Genomic DNA, 18,161 nt, shown 5'->3' with positions numbered 1-18,161 from the left:
GTCCGGCGGCCCCTAGGCTGTTGCTCATGCGCGCGCACCCGAAGCGGGACGTATGAATCTCGATCTGCTGTCCACGACCCCGGCGACGAAACCGTGGGAGCAACCCTCGTCCTTCTGGGGGACGATGTCGCACGCCGTCGCGGCGGTGAGCGGGCCGGTGGCCGCGCTCAGCGTCGATGCGCTGCGCTACAACGCCCTCGACATGGTCGTGCGTGCCGGTGGCGTCCCCATCCGCGTAGCCAGCAAGTCGGTGCGCGTGCGATCCGTGCTCGACGCGGTGCTCGCATTGCCTGGTTACCGGGGCATCCTGGCCTTCACGCTGCCGGAGGCGCTGTGGCTCTCGAAGCCCCATGGCGAGATGCCCGCTCACGACGACATCGTGCTCGGATACCCCACCGCGGACCGCGCGGCGATCGCCGCGCTCGTGGCGGATGAGGACGCGCTGTCGCGGATCACGCTCATGGTCGACGATCCGGCCCAGCTCGACCTCGTCGACTCGGTCGCCGGTGCCGCAGCGCGGCCGGAGGTGCGCGTCGCGATCGACGCCGACGCGTCATGGCGGGCGCCGGGGCTCGGCCACGTCGGCGTCCTCCGCTCGCCCGTGCACGAACCCGCAGAGGTGGCGGCGCTGGCACGCACCATCGCGGGCCGCGACGGGTTCCGGCTCGTCGGCCTCATGATGTACGAGGCGCAGATCGCCGGCCAGGGCGATGCGACCGGCCCGGGCGACACGATGATCCGGTGGATGCAGCGACGCTCCGCGGCGGAGCTGCTCGAGCGGCGTGCCGCGATCGTCTCCGCGCTGCGCGACATCGCACCTCTGGAGTTCGTCAACGGCGGCGGAACCGGCTCGCTCGAGCTGACGGCATCCGATCTCTCCGTCACCGAGCTCACCGCGGGCAGCGGGCTGCTCGCCGGTCACCTGTTCGACGGCTACCGAGCGTTCACTCCCGCCCCCGCCGCCGCGTTCGCACTCGAGGTCGTGCGCAAACCCGCACCCGATGTGGCCACCGTCCTCGGCGGCGGCTGGATCGCGTCCGGCCCGGCGCTGCAGTCGCGGCAGCCGCGAGCCGTGTGGCCGCCGGATCTGCAGATGGCCGCCCGCGAGGGGGCGGGCGAAGTGCAGACTCCGCTGCGCGGCGAGGCGGCGCGCGCTCTGGCGGTCGGCGACCGGGTGTGGTTCCGGCACGCGAAGAGCGGCGAGCTCGCGGAGCGGATCGATCGCTATCACCTGGTGGACAGCTCGGTGCCCGGCGCCACGGTCGGCACCGTGGCGACCTACCGCGGCGACGGGCAGGCGTTCCTGTGACGCGTCCGGGCGGCACCTGGCAGAACTGGGGACGGTCCGAGCGGGTGCGTCCTCAGCGCGTCGAGTTCCCGCCGACGATCGAGGCCGTCCAGCGGGCGGTGACGGCTGCCGCCGGGCGCGGAGCGCAGATCAAGGCGGTCGGCGCCGGACACAGCTTCACCGGCATCGCCGTCGCCCCCGGCGTGCTCCTCGAGCTGAGGGATCTGGCAGGGCTCGTCTCCGTCGATGTCGAGCGTGCCAGGGCCACGTTCCTCGCAGGCACGCGCCTGCACCAGGTCCCGGCGCTGCTGGCGCCCCACGGACTGGCGATGGAGAACCTGGGAGACATCGACCGGCAGTCGATCGCCGGTGCGATCTCGACCGGGACGCACGGCACCGGAGCCCGGTTCGGTGGCATCGCCACCCAGGTCGTCGGCGCGACGGTCGTCACCGCGACGGGCGAGCTGTTGCGCGTCGACGAGGAGGAGAACCCGGACCTCGTACCGGCGGTGGCGCTCGGCCTCGGAGCGCTCGGGATCCTGGTCGAGGTGACCCTCCAGTGCGTGCCGTCGTTCGTCCTGCACGCCGTGGAGCAGCCCGAACCGCTCGAAGAGGTCCTTGCGGCCCTCGAGGAGCGCGCGACGGCGGCCGACCACTTCGAGTTCTACTGGTTCCCGCACACCGACCGCGCGATGACGAAGACCAACACGCGGCTGCCCGGCAGTGCGCCGCGGCATCCGCTCACCCCCGTCGGCAAGTGGATCGACGACGCACTCGTGGGCACCGGTCTGCATCAGGTCGCGTGCAGCGTCGCGCGTGCCGTGCCCGTCACGATCCCGGCCATCAACCGGCTGTCGGTGCGCATGTGGGGCGATCGGGAGTTCACGGATGCCTCGGCGCGCGTCTTCGCGACGGCCAGGGCGGTGCGATTCCGTGAGATGGAGTACGCCCTGCCCGTCGAGAACGTGCGGGCGGCCTTCGACGAGGTCCGCGCCCTGGTCGACGAGCGCCGCTGGCGCATCTCATTCCCCGTCGAGGTGCGGTTCGCGGCGGCCGATGCCGTGTGGATGTCCACCGCGTACGGCCGGGCGACGGGCTACATCGCCGTGCACCGGTATTGGCGGGAGGACCCCACGGAGTACTTCGAGGCCGTCGAGCAGATCATGCTGCACCACGGCGGGCGTCCGCACTGGGGCAAGATGCACACGCTGGACGCGGGTGTCCTGCGCGAGCGCTATCCGCGGTTCGACGACTTCGTCGCTCTGCGCGATCGACTCGATCCCGACCGGCTGCTGCGCAACCCGTATCTGGATCGCGTGCTCGGTGGGTAACGGCTGAGAGTCCTGGTCGCGGGCGCATTCCGCTTCGGCACGCGTGGCTAGGATGAGGGCAAACCTCGAACGGAGTCTCAGTTATGGAATGGCTGATCGCGGTCATCATCGTGGTGGCGCTCGTGCTGATCGCCGGCATCTACCTGTGGGCGACCTACAACTCGCTCGTACAGCTGAACGTCCGCGTGGACGAGGCATGGAGCGACATCACGGTGCAGCTGAAGCGCCGCGCCGATCTGCTGCCGAACCTGATCGAGACCGTCAAGGGCTACGCCGCGCATGAGAAGGCGGTGTTCGAGAACGTCACTCGCGCACGCGCCGAGACGCTGTCGGCGTCCGGCCCCGCCGAGGCGGGTGTCGCCGAGGGACACATGCAGCAGGCGCTGAAGTCCCTGTTCGCCGTGGCCGAGGCCTACCCACAGCTGCAGGCCAGCCAGAACTTTCTGCAGCTGCAGCAGTCGATCGTCGACACCGAAGACAAGGTGCAGGCGTCGCGGCGCTTCTACAACGGCGGGGTGCGCGAGCTGAACACCAAGATCAAGGTGTTCCCCAACAACATGTTCGCCCGCAATCTGGGCTTCCACGAGCGCGAGTTCTTCGAGGTCATCGACGGCGCCGCCATCTCGGAACCCCCGCGGGTCCAGTTCTGACGCATGCCGCAACGCCTCTCTCGTGAGCAGGCACGCCGCATCGCCGTGCGCGCCCAGCTGCTGAGCGGGGAGCGACCGGCGGGCATCGTCGAGACGATCGACGCACTGACGATCGTCAACATCGAGCCCACCGCGGCGATCGCGCCCAGTGCCGACCACATCCTGTGGAGCCGCCTGGGCTGGCCGTATCAGCCGGCGGATCTGGTGCGACTGGTGGAGGAGGATCGCGCGATCTTCGAGTGGGGCGGGTTCTATCGGACGATGACCGACCTGCCGCTGCTGCTGCCCGACATGCGGCAGCGGCCCCGGTCCGCCGACGCGCGCGAGTGGCTCGCGGCGAACGACCGCTTCCGTCGCGAGGTGCTGGAACGGCTCCGCAGCGAAGGACCCCTGCGCCCGGCCGACATCCCCGACACGGCCCAGGTCTCGTGGCGGTCGTCCGGGTGGACGAACAACCGCAACACGCTGCAGCTGCTCGAGATGCTCGTGCTGCGCGGCGAGGTGGCGATCTCGTCCCGGGATCGCGCGGGCCGACTGTTCGACCTGGCGGAGCGGGTGTACCCGGCAGACGTGCCCGAACTCTCGGCCGAAGACGCCGCGCGTGAGCGGGCCGAGCGCCGCCTGGCGTCGTTGGGCATTGCTCGTGCGAAGGGCATCGCCCAGCCCCTCGAGCCGATCGATGTGGGTGACGTCGGCGAAGAGGCGGTGGTGGACGGCATCGAGGGCACGTGGCGCGTCGATCCACAGGCGCTGCGAGACGACGAGACGGGCTTCGAACCGAGAACCGCGCTGCTGTCGCCCTTCGATCGTCTGGTGTTCGATCGACGGCGGCTGGAGGAGCTGTTCGGCTACGAGTACCTGCTCGAGATGTACAAGCCCGCCGCCAAGCGGCGGTGGGGGTACTTCGCGCTGCCGATCCTGCACGGCGACCGCTTCGTGGGCAAGCTGGACGCGAAGGCCGACCGCAAGCAGGGCGTGCTGCGGGTCTTCGCGGTGCACGAGGACGAGCCGTTCGACGATGAGCTCGCGGGAGCAGTCGATGGCGAGATCGCCGATCTTGCTCGGTGGCTCAGCCTCGAGGTGCGGGGTGTCGCGACCTCGACGGGCTGATCACCGCACCCCGAGCACCATCTCCTCACCCGAGAAGCGGATCGAGCCGCGCAGCGCCCAGTCGTCGGCACGGTACGTGAACGAACCGGGAGTGCCGTCTCGACGCAGACCGTGCGCCGTGGCCACGACGATGCCGCCGGTGGCGTCGAACGACGTGCCTGTCGGGGAGAGGGTCACGTCCGGAAGCTGCTCGACGCGGAACGCGATGCGCTCGAGCTCGGCCAGATCGGCCTGCCAGGGCACGATCAGGCCGCACTGGTCGGGCACCTCGGCAGCGGCCCGAGTACACGACTCGGCGTATGCGTCGAGCTGTTCCTGTGCCAGGCCGGCGGCGTCGGGGGAGAAGGACGCCTCGACGTCGACGGCCGCCGGCGCGTCGTTGCTCACGCCGATGACCGCGCCGCCCTCCAGGACATCGGAGGGGGCCGCCCTGATGTCGTACACCGCGGGCAGGAGCGCCACCACGGTCTTGGTGGGGGCGAGGGCGTCGCCGATCCGCACCGCGGGCAGCGTCGTGCCGTCCTCGATCGCGGCATGGACCGTGAGCGCGGCCAGGTAGTCCTCGCCCGCGAGCTTCCAATCGGAGCCGACACGGGTCAGCGCGAAGACGATGGTGCGCGACGACCCGTCGATCTCGGCCGTCGCCTCCACCTCTACGCGCCCACCGCGCTCTTCTCCGATGGTCTCTATGCGCGGATCCTGCGCATAACCGGCCGCTCCGGTGAACGAGTCCGCGACCACCACGTCGGCGTCATCGGGAAGCGGATCCGCCCGCATCCCGTCGATCGCCTCCCAGTCGCCGTCGGAGAGTGCGGCCAGATACTCGCGCGCGACGTCTTCCACCGAAGCAGGTCGCAACAGGAACCAGGCCGCCGCACCGGCCGCCGCGACCGCGACGGCAGCGCCGGCGATGATCCCCACGACGGCAGCCCGCTTCACCCCACCACGCTAGCCCGACGGCTCGTCGGCGGCGAGCGCAACGGGTTCGCGTGAGCCCGCGTCATGGCGCAGCGCACCGGGCATTGCACGCGCCACGTCGTCCACCGCGTCCCCCCAGTGTGAGATCGACACCGTCTCCAGGCCCTGCCATGCCGCGGCCGTGCGCAGCTCTTCGGCCAGTCGCGCGGCCGCGTCCGCGGGTGCACCATGCTCCCACCACGCTGACTGGACGAGCAGCCGGGAGCTCGCACGATCGGCCTTGAGGTCGACACGGCCGACGATGTCGTCACCCACCAGGACAGGGAGCGAGTAATAGCCGTAGCGCCGCTTGTGAGCGGGCGTGTAGATCTCGATGCGGTACTCGAAGTCGAAGAGGCGCTCGGCGCGGTCGCGGAACCACACGACGGGATCGAACGGGGTGAGGATGGCCGTCGCGTCGACGCGACGCGGGGTCGCGGCATCCGCGTGCAGCCACGCTTTCGCCGGCTTGCCCCCCGTCGTCCAGCCCGCCACGGTGACGGGGTGAAGCTCGCCGGCATCGGTCAGCTCGTCGATCGCCGAGAGCACCGCCTTGCGATCGGCGATGCGCCAGTAGTCGGCGAGATCGGCCGCCGTCGCGACGCCGTAGGCGCGCGCGGCACGGCGCACCAGCTCACGGATCGCGTCATCCCGCGGCACCTGGACGGTCAGCGCCTCGGGCGGGATCACCTGCTCGGCGAGCCCGTAGCGCCGCTCGAAGCCGCGACGGCCCGCGATCGCCACCTCTCCGAACAGCCACAGGTACTCCAGCGCGTGCTTGACCACGTCCCAGTCCCACCACGGACCGCGGGAGGCCTTGCGGGAGTCATGCTCGATCTGCGCCGGGCGCAGCGGCCCCCGAGCGGCCAGCTCGGCGCGGATCCAATCGACTGTCTCTCGGTGGGTGTCGAACCACCCGCCGGGCTGCGATCCGTACTTCTCGCGCAGCGCCTCCATGCGGAAGCCGAACAGGCCCCAGTCAGACGCCGGGATGAAGGCCGCCACGTGGGCCCAGTACTCGACGTACGGGGCGCGCCGCGCGAACAGGAGCCGGTCCAGGGCCGCGGTGTCGTAGGCGCCGAGCCGCGAGAACAGCGGCATGTAGTGCGAGCGCGCGAAGACGTTGACCGAGTCGATCTGCAGGGTCGCCATGCGGGAGAGAGCGCCGTTGAGCTGCCGGGTTCCCGCGGTCGCGGGACGCGGACGCCCGAAACCCTGGGCGGCCAGTGCGATGCGGCGCGCCTCGGCGGCGCTCAGGTTCGACTTCACGCGCGTCAGCCTAGCGACGGGCACCGACACACGACGCCGCTGCCCGGGGCGCGCAGGGGTGCATGACTCCTGCGGAATGCGACAGTCCTAGACTGGCGAGATGAGCGGCTCCGACGAAAAGCCCCGCGGCTCGCTCTTCGACGCCGTCCGCGACCGGAGCAGGGTCGTCTCGACCGAGCTGTCCGGCTCGATGCCCCGCGGCCTCAGGATCGCGACCGCGTATTCCTGGCGATTCCTCGTGGTCGCCGCTGCGATCGGTGTGGCCGTGTGGCTGGTCATCCAGCTCAAGCTCCTCGTGATCCCGCTGCTCATCGCGATCCTCGTGAGCGCGCTGCTGTATCCCGCGTTCACATGGATGCTCCGTCACCGCGTGCCGCGCTGGATCGCGATCGTCGTGTCGGTCGTCGGCACTCTCGCCATCGTGACCGGGCTGCTCTGGCTCGCCGTCTGGCAGATCACCCGACAATGGTCCACGGTGCAGGACCGCACGGTCGAGGCGATCGGAGAGTTCCGCCAGTACCTCATCGACGGTCCGCTCCACCTGAGCGCGGAGCAGATCGACGATCTGCTGGCCCAGGGGTGGAGCTTCCTTCAGGAGCAGGCCGAGTTGCTGTGGTCGGGCGCCCTCGCGATCGGCTCGACGCTCGGTCACGTGGTCACCGGCACGCTCCTGGCGATCTTCATCCTGCTGTGCCTGCTGGCCGACGGCGCAGGCATCTGGCGCTGGGTGCTGCGGCTGTTCCCGAAGCGGGCGCGCCCCGCCGCCGACGGCGCCGGCCGTGCCGGTTGGGTGACGGTCGTGAACTACGCGCGCACACAGCTGCTGGTCGCGACCATCGACGCCATCGGCATCGGCCTGGGCGCATTCCTGCTCGGCGTGCCGCTGGCCATCCCCGTCGCGGTCCTGGTCTTCCTGGGCGCGTTCGTCCCGTTCGTCGGCGCCGTGGTCACCGGCGCTGTCGCCGTCTTCCTGGCGCTGGTGTACAACGGTCCGTGGATCGCGCTGTGGATGCTGATCGTGGTCCTGGGCGTCCAGCAGCTGGAGGGGCATGTGCTCCAGCCGCTCCTCATGGGATCGGCGGTGAAGGTCCACCCGCTCGCGGTCGTGCTGGTCGTGGCCGGAGGCGCCATGATCGCCGGCATCCCCGGTGCCCTCTTCGCGGTGCCGCTCGCGGCCTTCGTCAACGTCGTCGCCGTCTATCTCGGCCAACGAGCGTGGGAGACCGGCGTCAGACCCAGCGGCGACCTGATCTGGAGTACCGTTCCCCGGCCGAGGAGGATCCGCCCGTGACGACCACGCACTCCCAGCGAGCAGATGTGCCGACGCTGTCGGACGTCGAAGATGCCGCCGCCGTCCTGCGCGGCGTCATCGTGCGCACCCCGCTCGATGAGTCGCAGCACCTCTCGGAGCTGCTGGGCGTCCCCGTCCACCTCAAGCTCGAGAATCTGCAGCGCACCGGATCCTTCAAGATCCGCGGCGCCACGTATCGGCTCTCGCAGCTGACGGCCGAGGAACGCGGCCGCGGCGTGGTCGCGGCCTCCGCCGGCAACCACGCGCAGGGAGTCGCGCTGGCCGCGAAGTCGCTCGGCATCCCCGCGACGATCTTCATGCCGCTCGGCGTGCCGGTGCCGAAGCTCCTCGCCACACGCGGCTACGGGGCCGACGTGGTGCTGGAGGGTGCGACGGTGGAGACGCCGCTGCGCCTCGCCGCGGAGTTCGCCGAGCGCACAGGTGCGGTCTTCATCCACCCCTTCGACCACCCGGACGTGATCGCCGGCCAGGGCACGCTCGGTCTCGAGCTGATGGACGAGATGCCCGAGCTCGACACCGTCGTGCTCGGAATCGGGGGCGGGGGTTTGATCGCGGGTGTCGCGGCGGCGGTCAAGGCGCGGGCGGCCGCGGCCGGCCGCACCGTCCGCGTCATCGGAGTCCAGGCCGAGAACTCCGCGGCCTATCCCGCGTCGCTGCAGGCAGGGCATCCTCTCGAAGTCGCCACCAAGCCGACGATCGCCGACGGCATCGCCGTCGCACGGCCGGGCGACCTGCCGTTCCGCATGATCAGCGAGCTGGTCGACGAGGTCGTCACGGTGACCGAGGACGACATCGCCCGCGCGCTGCTGGTGCTCCTCGAGCGGGCGAAGCAGGTGGTCGAGCCGGCCGGCGCCGTGGGCGTCGCGGCGATCCTCGCCGGCAAGATCACCGCCACCGGTCCCACCGTGAGCGTGCTGACCGGCGGCAACATCGATCCGCTGCTGCTGCAGCGCGTCGTCGCTCACGGGCTTTCGGCATCCGGTCGATACATGACACTGCAGATCCCGCTGCCCGATCGCCCCGGCCAGCTCGCACGCGTATCGGAGCTGCTGGCGCTCGCGGGCGCGAACGTCATCGAGGTGCTCCACACCCGGCATGGGCAGGGACTTCAGATCAGCGAGGTGATCCTGCAGCTGAGCGTCGAGACCCGCGGCGAGGAGCACCGCGCACACGTCATCTCGGTGCTCGAGGACGCCGGCTACGCGCCGAACGTCGTCCCGGACTGACGACGACCGCGGTCAGAGGGGTCACTGACCGTTGTACGTCTCGACCTTCACGATCTCGACGGCGATCTCGCGTCCGTTCGGCGCGGTGTAGGACGTCTTCTCGCCCTCCTTGCGGCCGATGATGGCCGCGCCCAGCGGCGACGCCTCGCTGTACACGTCGAGCTCGGAGCCGACGCCGATCTCGCGGTTGCCGAGCAGGAACACCTCTTCGCCGCCCGCGATGACCGCGGTGACGACGGTGCCCGGCTGCACCACGCCGTTGCTCTCGGGCGCCTCGCCCACCTTGGCCGACTTCAGCAGGTGCTGCAGCGTGCGGATGCGGGCCTCCTGCTTGCCCTGCTCGTCCTTCGCCGCGTGATAGCCGCCGTTCTCCTTGAGGTCGCCCTCTTCGCGGGCGGCCTCGATGCGCTTCGCGATCTCTTCGCGGCCCGTGGTCGAGAGGTGCTCGAGCTCGGCGGCGAGACGGTCGTAGGCATCCTGGGTGAGGAAGGTCTCGGGTGCATCGTTCGACACGGCTGACTCCTTCGGTCGGCGGGGGCACGTCGATAAACCGAACGCCCCGGCTCTCGGCCAGGGCGCGGATCGACTGCAGTCCCGACAGACTACGTCAGGTTGCGGGCGAGGACAAAACCCAGCACGAGTTCACGAAGCCCGTCGTGGCCTCTGCTGTGGTCGGGATCATCTCGCGAAAAGCCCGCGCGTGGGTGTCGGCTGCCTCGATCTCGACGACGCGCCAGCCCACGACGCCGTGGTCCTCGTCCTGTGCCTCGATGGCGCACGCGACGGCGCGGCCGGGGGGAGCGGTGATCTGGAATCCGAGCTCGACCGCGTGCTCGTCCACGATCGCGAACGAGGTGGTGTCGACGTCGACCGCGTCCAGAGAGCCCTGCACCGTGAACCAGCCGAAGGCGGCGACGACCCCCACGGCGAGGACGGCGGCGCCGCCGATCAGCCAGCGTCGCGCGGGGGAGCGGCGGCGCCCGTAGCGCTCGTCGAGCATGTCCTGCGTCGTCATGTCGGATCCGTCGGAAGATTAGGCTGGGACTCCAGGCTATGCGCTCCCGCGCATCGCCGCCGACACCCGCACCGCCCGCCGCCCCGGGCAGAACGAGGACACCCATGCACGACGTGCTCGCCGCCCTGGCAGGTGCCGCGGCGACCCCGACGCCGACCCCGACGCCGCAGGTCGATCCCGAGCTGGTCACCCCCGGTGTCGAGGGGTTCGTCATCACCGCGCTGGTCGCGGTGGCCGTGATCCTGCTGGTGTGGGACATGCTGCGCCGCATTCGCCGCGGACGTGTCCGCGCAGACATCGAAGAGGAGCTGCAGGCGGAACTCGATGCGCAGGAGCAGGGCGACCGCGCCGTCGAGGCGACCGATACCGACGACCAGCGCGTCGACCCCGGCGACGAGCCGCCCGCGCGGACCTGACCGGGCTGCGGCATCCGGAATCTCGTCAGCCGGGCATGCCGAGCGACGGCGAGAACGGATCGAGCGCGATCAGCAGGCATGCCGTCCAATGGCACAGGAACGCCAGGACGGTGCACACGTGGAAGATCTCGTGGAAGCCGAAGTGCCCCGGCCACGGGTTCGGGCGCTTGAGTGCGTAGACGACGGCGCCGAAGGTGTAGAGCAGACCGCCGATGATGACCAGGAGCATCATGACGGCGTTCGCGTTGAAGAGGTCGACGATGTACATGATCGCCGCCCAGCCGAGCACGAGGTACAGCGCGACGTACAGCCAGCGGGGCGCGTTGATCCAGAAGACGCGGAACAGGATGCCCAGCAGCGCGCCGCTCCAGACCAGCGACAGCAGCAGGATGCCCTTCTCGGGAGGGAGCGCGAGCGTCGCGATGGGCGTGTAGGTGCCCGCGATGAGCAGCAGGATGTTGGCGTGGTCGATCCGCTTCAGGATCGCCTTGGTGCGCGGCTTCCAATCGAAACGGTGGTAGACCGCCGAGTTGCCGAACAGCAGCAGCGATGTCGCCATGAACACCGCCGACGCCCATTTCGCGGGCGCGCCCTGCGCCATGACGATCAGCACGATGCCGGCCGCGATCGCGACCGGGAAGGTGCCGGCGTGGATCCATCCCCGCCAGGTGGGCTTGAGCTCCGGAGCGGCCGCGTCCACTGCCGCGGCGTCCATGAGCGGCAGCACGGGAACCTCGGGGGCCTGCGGAAGATGTGCGCGGCGGCTCATGCTCCCAGGGTAGGGGGCGACGCATGCCCGTGTCGGCACATGGTCGGAGCGCGCCCGGCGGGGTAGCGTAGGCGTGTGGCGCGTGCTTCGTCGAATGAGGGCAGGGGACCGCTCTACCGGCTCTACATCAATCGTCTTCGCCGACGGCTCGACCCAGAGACCGTGCCGCGGCACGTGGCGATGATGATCGACGGCAACCGTCGCTGGGCCCGGCAGCTCGGCTTCGATTCGGCCTCGCACGGGCACCGCGCAGGCGCCGCGAAGATGCGGGAGTTCCTGCGCTGGTGCGACGACGTCGGCATCGGGGTGGTGTCGCTGTACCTCCTGTCCAACGACAACCTGGTCAAGCGGGACTCGCGCGAGCTCTCCGACCTCATCGAGATCATCGCCGAGCTGGCCGACGAGCTCTCTCACGAGCGGGACTGGCGGGTCAAGCACGTCGGTCGTTCGGCGGCTCTTCCCGCCGAGCTGGCACGCGTGCTCGCCGATGCGGAGGAGCGCACCCGCGATCATCCTGGACTGCACGTGAACCTCGCCGTCGGCTACGGCGGCCGCGGCGAGATCGTCGATGCGGTGCGAAGCATCATCGCCAAGCACGACCGCGAGGGCGGCTCGCTCGAGGAGCTCGCCGCGAGTCTGACCCCCGAGCAGATCGGCGAGCACCTCTACACCGGCGGCCAGCCCGATCCCGACCTCGTGATCCGCACGTCGGGCGAGCAGCGGCTCAGCGACTTCCTGCTGTGGCAGAGTGCCCACTCGGAGTTCTACTTCGTCGAGGCGCTCGGCCCGGATCTGCGCGAGGTGGACTTCCTGCGCGCCATCCGGGATTTCGCGTCGCGGGACCGTCGTTTCGGCAGCTGAGATCGCCCGGGCGCACGCGAGCTCCCCGCTCTGCCAGAATGACGGCGTGGATCTGGACTCATATGCGGCCTCGTTCGATGGGGAGCCGGGATATCTCGACTGGGCCGCGTTCGGACCGCTCTCACCCGCGGTGCGCGCCGAGGCGCAGGGCGACACCGAACTGCTCGGCTCGGGGCGCCGGAGCAGCATCGAGCTCGTGCGCGACCACGTCCGCGAGGCGCGGGAGCTCGCCGCCCAGCTGATCGGGACGACGGATGCCGCGCAGGTCGTCCTGCAGCCGTCCACGACGTACGGCCTCATGCACGCGATCTACGGTCTCGCCGGCGGGCTCATGCTGGGACGCGGTGAGTTCCCGAGTCTCACCGTCGCCGCGACCCGGGCATCGGAGGCGCTGGGGACGATCCGAGTGCAGTGGCTCGAGCCACCGGACGGGTGCATCACGCCCGACGTGGTGCGCGACGCGCTCGTGGACGAGACGCGGGCGCTCGCGGTGAGCCTCGTCGATTTCCGCACGGGATACCGAGCGGACCTCCCGGCGCTGCGCGAAGTTCTCGGCGACCGGCTGCTCATCGTCGACGCGACGCAGGGCTTCGGCATGGTGGACGTCGACTACACGGTCGCCGACGTCGTGTGCGCACACGGCTACAAGTGGCTGCGCGCGGGGCGGGGCACCGGCTTCGCGTGGTTCGGAGATCGGGCGCTGGAGCGGATCGCGCCGGTGCTGTCGGGCTTCCACGGGGTCGACGGCGATCTGCCGGTCGACGCCGTTCCAGCGCCGTCGTCGTCGGCCCAGGCGTTCTCGGTGGCCGGCGCCGACATGCTCGCCGCCGCGCGGCTCGCGACCGCGCTGCGGGAAGTCGCCGACGTCGGCGTCGCCACGATCGAGGCCGAACTGGCGGCACGCACCGCCGACGTCATGTTCTTCGCCGACCGCTACGACGTTCCCGTCGTCACGGCGCGCGAGCCCGAGCGTCGCGCCGGCATCGTGACACTCGAGCCCGCCGCGCAGGAGGCGGCGCCCCTGGCAGCGTCCCTCGCCAACCACGGGCTCACGGTGACGACCCGCGCCGGCCGCATCCGGGTGGCCCCGCACGTGGGCACCGGCGCCGACACGCTGCGCCTTTTCGGCGACGCACTCGCGGCCTTCTCGTCCGCACGCGTCTGGTGAGCTGAAGTTCACCAGAACGACACGATCCTGTGCGTGTCGTGCGCGCCGGATGTCGGCGGGCGGACGTACGTTCATCACATCGGGCAAGGCGCCCGTTCGAGTCGGCCTTTCGGAAACGACTCGTGACCCTGGTCGACTCGTGACTGCCGGGTTCTCCACCCGGGGCGGGAGTGGGTTGTGACCACACGAGCACCACACAAGCAGCGCAGTCAGAGCCTCGAGCAGGTCGGGGGGATCGATCAGGATCTCCGCACCTACGTGCTCGACACATCGGTGCTGCTGAGCGATCCGCGGGCCTTCTTCCGCTTCGCCGAGCACAGCGTCGTGATCCCCGTCGTGGTGATCACCGAGCTGGAGGGCAAGCGGCACGACCCCGAGATCGGCTACTTCGCCCGGCAGGCGCTGCGTCACCTCGACGAGCTCCGCGTCGAGCACGGCCGGCTCGATTTCCCGGTCCCGGTCGGCGCCGGCGGCACCCTGCGGGTCGAGCTGAACAACACCGACGCGACGGTGCTCCCTTCGGGCATGCGCCTCGGCGACAACGACAGCCGCATCCTCGCCGTCGCGATGCATCTTGCCCAGGACGGGCAGGAGGTGACGGTCGTGTCGAAGGACCTGCCGATGCGTGTCAAGGCGGCATCGCTCGGCATCTCGGCCGAGGAGTACCTCGCCGAGCAGGCCGTCGACTCCGGCTGGACCGGCATCGCCGAGATCGACGTGTCGGGCGACGACGTCAGCGACCTCTACGAGAGCGAGGTCGCCGTCAGCGGCGACGTGCAGGGGCTTCCTGTCAACACCGGCCTGATCATCCACTCCGAGCGCGGTTCCGCGCTCGGACGCGTCGTGGGTGACGGCGAGTACCGGCTCGTGCGCGGGGATCGAGAGGTGTTCGGGCTGCACGGCCGGTCGGCGGAACAGCGCATCGCGATCGACCTGCTCCTGGACCCCGAGGTCGGGATCGTGTCGCTCGGCGGACGGGCGGGCACAGGCAAGTCGGCGCTGGCGCTGTGCGCGGGTCTCGAGGCCGTGCTCGAGCGCCAGCAGCAGCGGAAGATCATCGTGTTCCGTCCGCTGTTCGCGGTCGGCGGGCAGGAGCTCGGCTACCTTCCCGGCGACCAACAGGAGAAGATGAACCCGTGGGGCCAGGCCGTGTTCGACACGCTCGGCTCCGTGGTGTCGTCCAACGTCCTCGAAGAAGTGATCGAACGCGGCATGCTCGAGGTGCTCCCGCTCACCCACATCCGTGGGCGCTCACTCCACGACGCGTTCGTGATCGTGGACGAGGCGCAGTCGCTGGAGCGCAACGTGCTGCTGACGGTGCTCAGCCGCATCGGCCAGAACTCGCGGGTGGTGCTCACGCATGACGTGGGACAGCGCGACAATCTGCGGGTGGGCCGTCACGACGGCGTCGCCTCGGTGATCGAGACGCTGAAGGGCCACGGCCTCTTCGGCCACGTCACGCTGGTGCGGTCCGAGCGCTCGGCCATCGCCGCGCTGGTGACCGATCTGCTGGAGGCCGGCGAGCTGGCCTGACACGCGGAGGGAGACGGGATCGGGATGCCGCGGCATCCCGATCCCGTCGTGTTAGCGGGCGACTGCGCCGTGTGGGCGAGCGGGCCTGGTGGGCGGGTCGGGGGCGAATGAGAAGAGTCTCATGGCCTCTGGCGACGTGACCCGCGCGAGTCTGTCACCATGGACGAGGGCGTTTCCGCGCCATCGGAAGGGGAGGACGACCGTGGACGGACGGGTGGGGCTCGTGATGGGTGGCGTGTCCACCCTCGCGGCGAGCGTCGCCGTGGTGTGCGCGGTCGCCATCAGCAACTCGGCGTCTCTCGCCGACTCTGCGGGCTCCAGCGTCGCCGCTGCGAGTGTGGTGGTGCCGGCATCGCCCTCGTCGGCTCCGACACCTTCCGAGTCCGTTGCTGGTCCCGAAACCGTCCCGGCGCCGACCCCGCTCGTCGTCGACCCGCCGCAGGCCCTTCCCGCAGTATCGGACACCGAGACACCCGTCACTCCTGCCGCGCCCGCCGACGCTCAGCAGGCCGTCGCGGCCGCTGCGGCCGCCGGCCGGTGGGACGACGTCCGCTCCTGGGCCAGCGCACACGGCTGGTCGGCCGAGCGCATCGAAGCGTGGGTGCAGGGCATGCAAGCCGAAGCCGAACGCCGTGCGAGTGCCCACCGGCCCGACCATGACCGAGGCGAGCAGGGGGCGAGCGAGAAGCGGTCAGACCAGCGGCAGTCCGGGCAGGACGAGTGGGGGCAGCTCGGTGGTGACAAGCAGAGCGCCGACAGGCAGCCCGCACCCGCACCCGCACCCGAGCCGGCACCGGCCGCACCCGAAGAGCCCTCCCAACGCCCACCCCATGCGGGTCCGAACCCGCATCCCGCTCACGCGGGCCCAGATCACGAGCAGCGGCCGGACCGGCCGGGCTCGAACAAGGATCGATCGCGCGATTCCCCAGACAGGCGCGGTCGATAACCGGCCGGATCCCCCAATCCGGCCTTTCCCAGCCCCCGGTGTCCCCCAGCACCGGGGGCTTCCTCTTGCCCGGTGGGCGGGAATCACTCCCAGCGGTAGCCGGCGCCGCGGACCGTCACGATGCGGTCCGAGCCCAGCTTGCCCCGGAGGTACCGCACGTAGACGTCGACGACGTTGGAGCCGGGGTCGAAATCCATCCCCCACACACGGCTGAGAAGGAGCTCGCGGCTGAGCACCCGCCCCGGATTGCGCAGGAACTGCTCGGCGAGTGCGAACTCGCGCGCCGAGAGGTCGACCTCTCGGCCGGCAACACTGGCCCGGCGGGCGAGGATGTCGAGAACGACGTCGCCATGGGAGATCGCGACTCCCGGCTGCGGCACCGTCTCGCGCAGGCGCGAGCGCACGCGGGCGAGGAGCTCTTCGAAGACGAACGGCTTCGGAACGTAGTCGTTGGCACCTGCGTCCAGGCCCTCGACCGTGTCGCGGGTGCTCGAGCGTGCGGTCAGCATGATGACCGGCACGACCGAGCCGCGGGATCGCAGCTCACGCAGCACCTCGAATCCGTCCATCGTGGGCAGTCCGACATCCAGCAGCACGAGGTCGGCATCGCCGCGCAATGCGGCCGCGAGCGCCTCGGCGCCGTCCTCGACCACCACGGTCTCGTACCCTGCAGCCTCGAGCCCGCGACTGACGAACGAGGCGATGCGCGGCTCGTCCTCGACGATCAGGATCTTCGTCATCCGGAAGCCTCTCGTTGCAGGACGACATCCCCGGCTCGCACGGGCGCCGGAAGCTCCGGCTCGTGCGGGGGAAGGTGGATCGTGAAGGTGGCGCCGCCGCCGGGAGTGTCCGTCACCGCGCAGCGGCCGCCGTGGCCCTTCGTGATGGCCTCGACGATCGCGAGGCCGAGACCGGACCCGCCGACTGCCCGCTTGCCCTGGGCGCGGTCGAAGCGGCGGAAGATGCGGTGACGGGCGGCCGGCGGGATGCCGGGGCCGTGGTCGCGCACCCACAGGTGGGCGCCGTCCGCATCCAGCGAGCTGCCGATCTCGATGGCCGTACCCGGGGGCGTGTACTTCGCGGCGTTGTCCGCGAGTTGCAGCCACGCCTGCAGCAGCCTGTCGTGGTCCCCGAGGATCGTGCCGGTGGCATGCGCCTCGACCGTCCAGACATGGTCCGGGATCACGGCGACCAGTTCTCCCACGCGGGCCGTCAGGCCGGCGAGGTCGACCTCGGCGGTCGCGTAGGTGTCGGCCTCGGCCGTGGCGAGCCGATCGATGTCTTCGACCAGGCGAGCGAGCCGGTCGAGTTCGGCGATGCCGATCTCGCGCGCAGCCGACACGTCGGACGCATCGCGCGGGTTCATCAGCTCGAGGTGCCCGCGCACGATCGTGATCGGCGTCTTCAGCTCGTGCCGCACGTCGTCGAGCAGCTGACGCTGGACGTCGACCGATCCCTCCAGCCGATCGAGCATCGAGTTCACCGTCCGCGACAGGTCGGCGATGTCGTCGTTGCCCTGGGGCGACAGCCGCAGCGACAGATCGGTGATGGAGATCGCATCCGCCGTCTCGCGCAGGTGCCGGATCGGCGACAGCAGCCGCCCGGTCACGAACCAGCCCACGATCGCGATGGCCGCCAGCACCGCGATGGCCGCGATGATGTAGGTCAGCATCGCGATCGTCACGGGCTCGAGCTCGGCGCCCAGATCGATCGCCCGCACGTAGAGCCCCTGCTGCGGGTCGCCGGGCATCGTCACCGGGATCGCGATGTACCGCAGTGACCCCTGGTCGGTGACCGCAGTGCCCCGCTGGGTCTCTCCGTCCTGCGTCTCGGCGACGATGCGATCTATGAAGGCCTGATTGTCCGAGACGTCGAAGCCCGAGAGCGTCGCAGGAATCCAGCGAGGTGCCCCGTCGAGGAGGGCCAGCGACGCCTCGTTGCGCGCCGGGGCGAGTTGAGCGACCACCGCGTTGAGGTATCCGTCGACGGTCTCGTAGTCGTCGACGTCGACCTCGGCGGTCGCCTCTTCGGCACCGGAGCCCGTCTCCGCGCCGCTGTCGCGCTCGGCGAGTCCCTGGAGGAACTGCACCTGGTTCTTCAGCCGGTCGTCCACGCTCTGCACGACCTGTTCGCGCTGCACCCAGAACGTCACGCTTCCCACGATCGCCAGGCCCACGCACGCCACCGCGAGGATCGCCGCGAGGATCCTGACGCGTGCGGGAATGGGACGGGCGGTTCGGGCCACGTCCCGATTATCCCGCCGTAGAGGCGATTGCCGCACCGGGGGAGGATCCGCCGCGCGCGGCGGCG

At 70.5% G+C, this 18,161-nt stretch carries 18 protein-coding genes; 11 read left to right on the top strand and 7 right to left on the bottom strand.

Features of this window, described 5'->3' with window-relative positions; all coding sequences use genetic code 11:
* The first annotated feature begins 52 nt into the window (after window positions 1-52).
* The 4 genes from HF576_RS00415 (at window position 53) to HF576_RS00400 (ending at window position 4,379) form a co-directional block, all read left to right on the top strand.
* Entirely contained in the window at window positions 53-1,309 is a 1,257-nt protein-coding gene (locus HF576_RS00415) for an alanine racemase (RefSeq protein WP_168910828.1), read from the top strand.
* On the top strand, window positions 1,306-2,619 hold the full coding sequence (locus HF576_RS00410) for a D-arabinono-1,4-lactone oxidase (protein WP_168910827.1): 1,314 nt from the start codon (window positions 1,306-1,308) through the stop codon (window positions 2,617-2,619). Before HF576_RS00415 ends, HF576_RS00410 begins: the two co-directional genes overlap by 4 nt.
* An 83-nt stretch (window positions 2,620-2,702) precedes the next feature.
* The gene (locus tag HF576_RS00405; RefSeq protein ID WP_168910826.1) at window positions 2,703-3,269 is read left to right on the top strand and encodes a LemA family protein; all 567 of its coding nucleotides are present in this window, start codon (window positions 2,703-2,705) and stop codon (window positions 3,267-3,269) included.
* A 3-nt stretch (window positions 3,270-3,272) separates the two neighbouring features.
* Window positions 3,273-4,379: a DNA glycosylase AlkZ-like family protein gene (locus tag HF576_RS00400; protein ID WP_168910825.1), complete on the top strand. Its 1,107-nt coding sequence runs from the start codon at window positions 3,273-3,275 to the stop codon at window positions 4,377-4,379.
* Here the strand turns inward: HF576_RS00400 and HF576_RS00395 are convergent, their stop codons facing one another.
* The gene (locus HF576_RS00395; RefSeq protein WP_168910824.1) at window positions 4,380-5,318 is read right to left on the bottom strand and encodes a hypothetical protein; all 939 of its coding nucleotides are present in this window, start codon (window positions 5,316-5,318) and stop codon (window positions 4,380-4,382) included.
* Between the two features lie 9 nt (window positions 5,319-5,327).
* Entirely contained in the window at window positions 5,328-6,605 is a 1,278-nt protein-coding gene (locus HF576_RS00390; RefSeq protein ID WP_168910823.1) for a DNA glycosylase AlkZ-like family protein, read from the bottom strand.
* Between the two features lie 100 nt (window positions 6,606-6,705).
* Here HF576_RS00390 and HF576_RS00385 point away from each other — a divergent pair, with 100 nt between their 5' ends.
* Window positions 6,706-7,896, top strand: a complete 1,191-nt coding sequence (locus HF576_RS00385) for an AI-2E family transporter (protein ID WP_168910822.1) — start codon at window positions 6,706-6,708, stop codon at window positions 7,894-7,896.
* Window positions 7,893-9,143, top strand: coding sequence for a threonine ammonia-lyase (gene ilvA, locus HF576_RS00380; protein ID WP_168910821.1), 1,251 nt, complete (start codon window positions 7,893-7,895; stop codon window positions 9,141-9,143). The genes HF576_RS00385 and ilvA overlap by 4 nt, the downstream gene beginning before the upstream one ends.
* A 21-nt stretch (window positions 9,144-9,164) precedes the next feature.
* On the opposite strand, the gene greA is transcribed toward ilvA, so the two are convergent.
* Together greA and HF576_RS00370 are read right to left on the bottom strand one after the other, a co-directional pair.
* Window positions 9,165-9,656, bottom strand: a complete 492-nt coding sequence (greA, locus tag HF576_RS00375; protein ID WP_168910820.1) for a transcription elongation factor GreA — start codon at window positions 9,654-9,656, stop codon at window positions 9,165-9,167.
* Between the two features lie 94 nt (window positions 9,657-9,750).
* Entirely contained in the window at window positions 9,751-10,158 is a 408-nt protein-coding gene (locus HF576_RS00370) for a DUF4307 domain-containing protein (RefSeq protein WP_168910819.1), read from the bottom strand.
* A gap of 104 nt (window positions 10,159-10,262) precedes the next feature.
* Here HF576_RS00370 and HF576_RS00365 point away from each other — a divergent pair, with 104 nt between their 5' ends.
* Complete coding sequence (locus tag HF576_RS00365; protein ID WP_168910818.1) at window positions 10,263-10,574, top strand: hypothetical protein; 312 nt, start codon at window positions 10,263-10,265, stop codon at window positions 10,572-10,574.
* Window positions 10,575-10,599: 25 nt separating this feature from the next.
* Here HF576_RS00365 and trhA read toward each other — a convergent pair whose 3' ends face one another.
* On the bottom strand, window positions 10,600-11,343 hold the full coding sequence (gene trhA / locus HF576_RS00360; RefSeq protein WP_168910817.1) for a PAQR family membrane homeostasis protein TrhA: 744 nt from the start codon (window positions 11,341-11,343) through the stop codon (window positions 10,600-10,602).
* Between the two features lie 75 nt (window positions 11,344-11,418).
* Between trhA and HF576_RS00355 the strand changes: the two genes are divergently transcribed.
* From HF576_RS00355 to HF576_RS00340, 4 genes are all read left to right on the top strand, one after another.
* On the top strand, window positions 11,419-12,204 hold the full coding sequence (locus HF576_RS00355; RefSeq protein ID WP_168910816.1) for an isoprenyl transferase: 786 nt from the start codon (window positions 11,419-11,421) through the stop codon (window positions 12,202-12,204).
* A 46-nt stretch (window positions 12,205-12,250) separates the two neighbouring features.
* The gene (locus HF576_RS00350) at window positions 12,251-13,372 is read left to right on the top strand and encodes an aminotransferase class V-fold PLP-dependent enzyme (RefSeq protein WP_168910815.1); all 1,122 of its coding nucleotides are present in this window, start codon (window positions 12,251-12,253) and stop codon (window positions 13,370-13,372) included.
* A 177-nt stretch (window positions 13,373-13,549) separates the two neighbouring features.
* Complete coding sequence (phoH2, locus tag HF576_RS00345) at window positions 13,550-14,905, top strand: RNA 5'-3' helicase PhoH2 (protein WP_168910814.1); 1,356 nt, start codon at window positions 13,550-13,552, stop codon at window positions 14,903-14,905.
* Between the two features lie 202 nt (window positions 14,906-15,107).
* Window positions 15,108-15,851: a hypothetical protein gene (locus tag HF576_RS00340; RefSeq protein WP_168910813.1), complete on the top strand. Its 744-nt coding sequence runs from the start codon at window positions 15,108-15,110 to the stop codon at window positions 15,849-15,851.
* A gap of 83 nt (window positions 15,852-15,934) precedes the next feature.
* Here the strand turns inward: HF576_RS00340 and HF576_RS00335 are convergent, their stop codons facing one another.
* Both HF576_RS00335 and HF576_RS20660 read right to left on the bottom strand, forming a co-directional pair.
* Window positions 15,935-16,591 carry a response regulator transcription factor gene (locus tag HF576_RS00335; protein WP_168910812.1) on the bottom strand — a complete coding sequence of 219 codons (657 nt, stop codon included), beginning with the start codon at window positions 16,589-16,591 and terminating at the stop codon, window positions 15,935-15,937.
* A complete protein-coding gene (locus HF576_RS20660; RefSeq protein WP_343234129.1) occupies window positions 16,588-18,096 on the bottom strand; it encodes a sensor histidine kinase in 1,509 nt (502 codons plus the stop codon). The genes HF576_RS00335 and HF576_RS20660 overlap by 4 nt, the downstream gene beginning before the upstream one ends.
* Window positions 18,097-18,161 lie beyond the last annotated feature (65 nt).

This window comes from Microbacterium salsuginis, assembly GCF_012524205.1.
GTDB lineage: Bacteria > Actinomycetota > Actinomycetes > Actinomycetales > Microbacteriaceae > Microbacterium > Microbacterium salsuginis.
The sequence above is the reverse complement of the archived record's forward strand: the minus strand, read 5'-3'. Positions and strand labels throughout refer to the sequence as shown.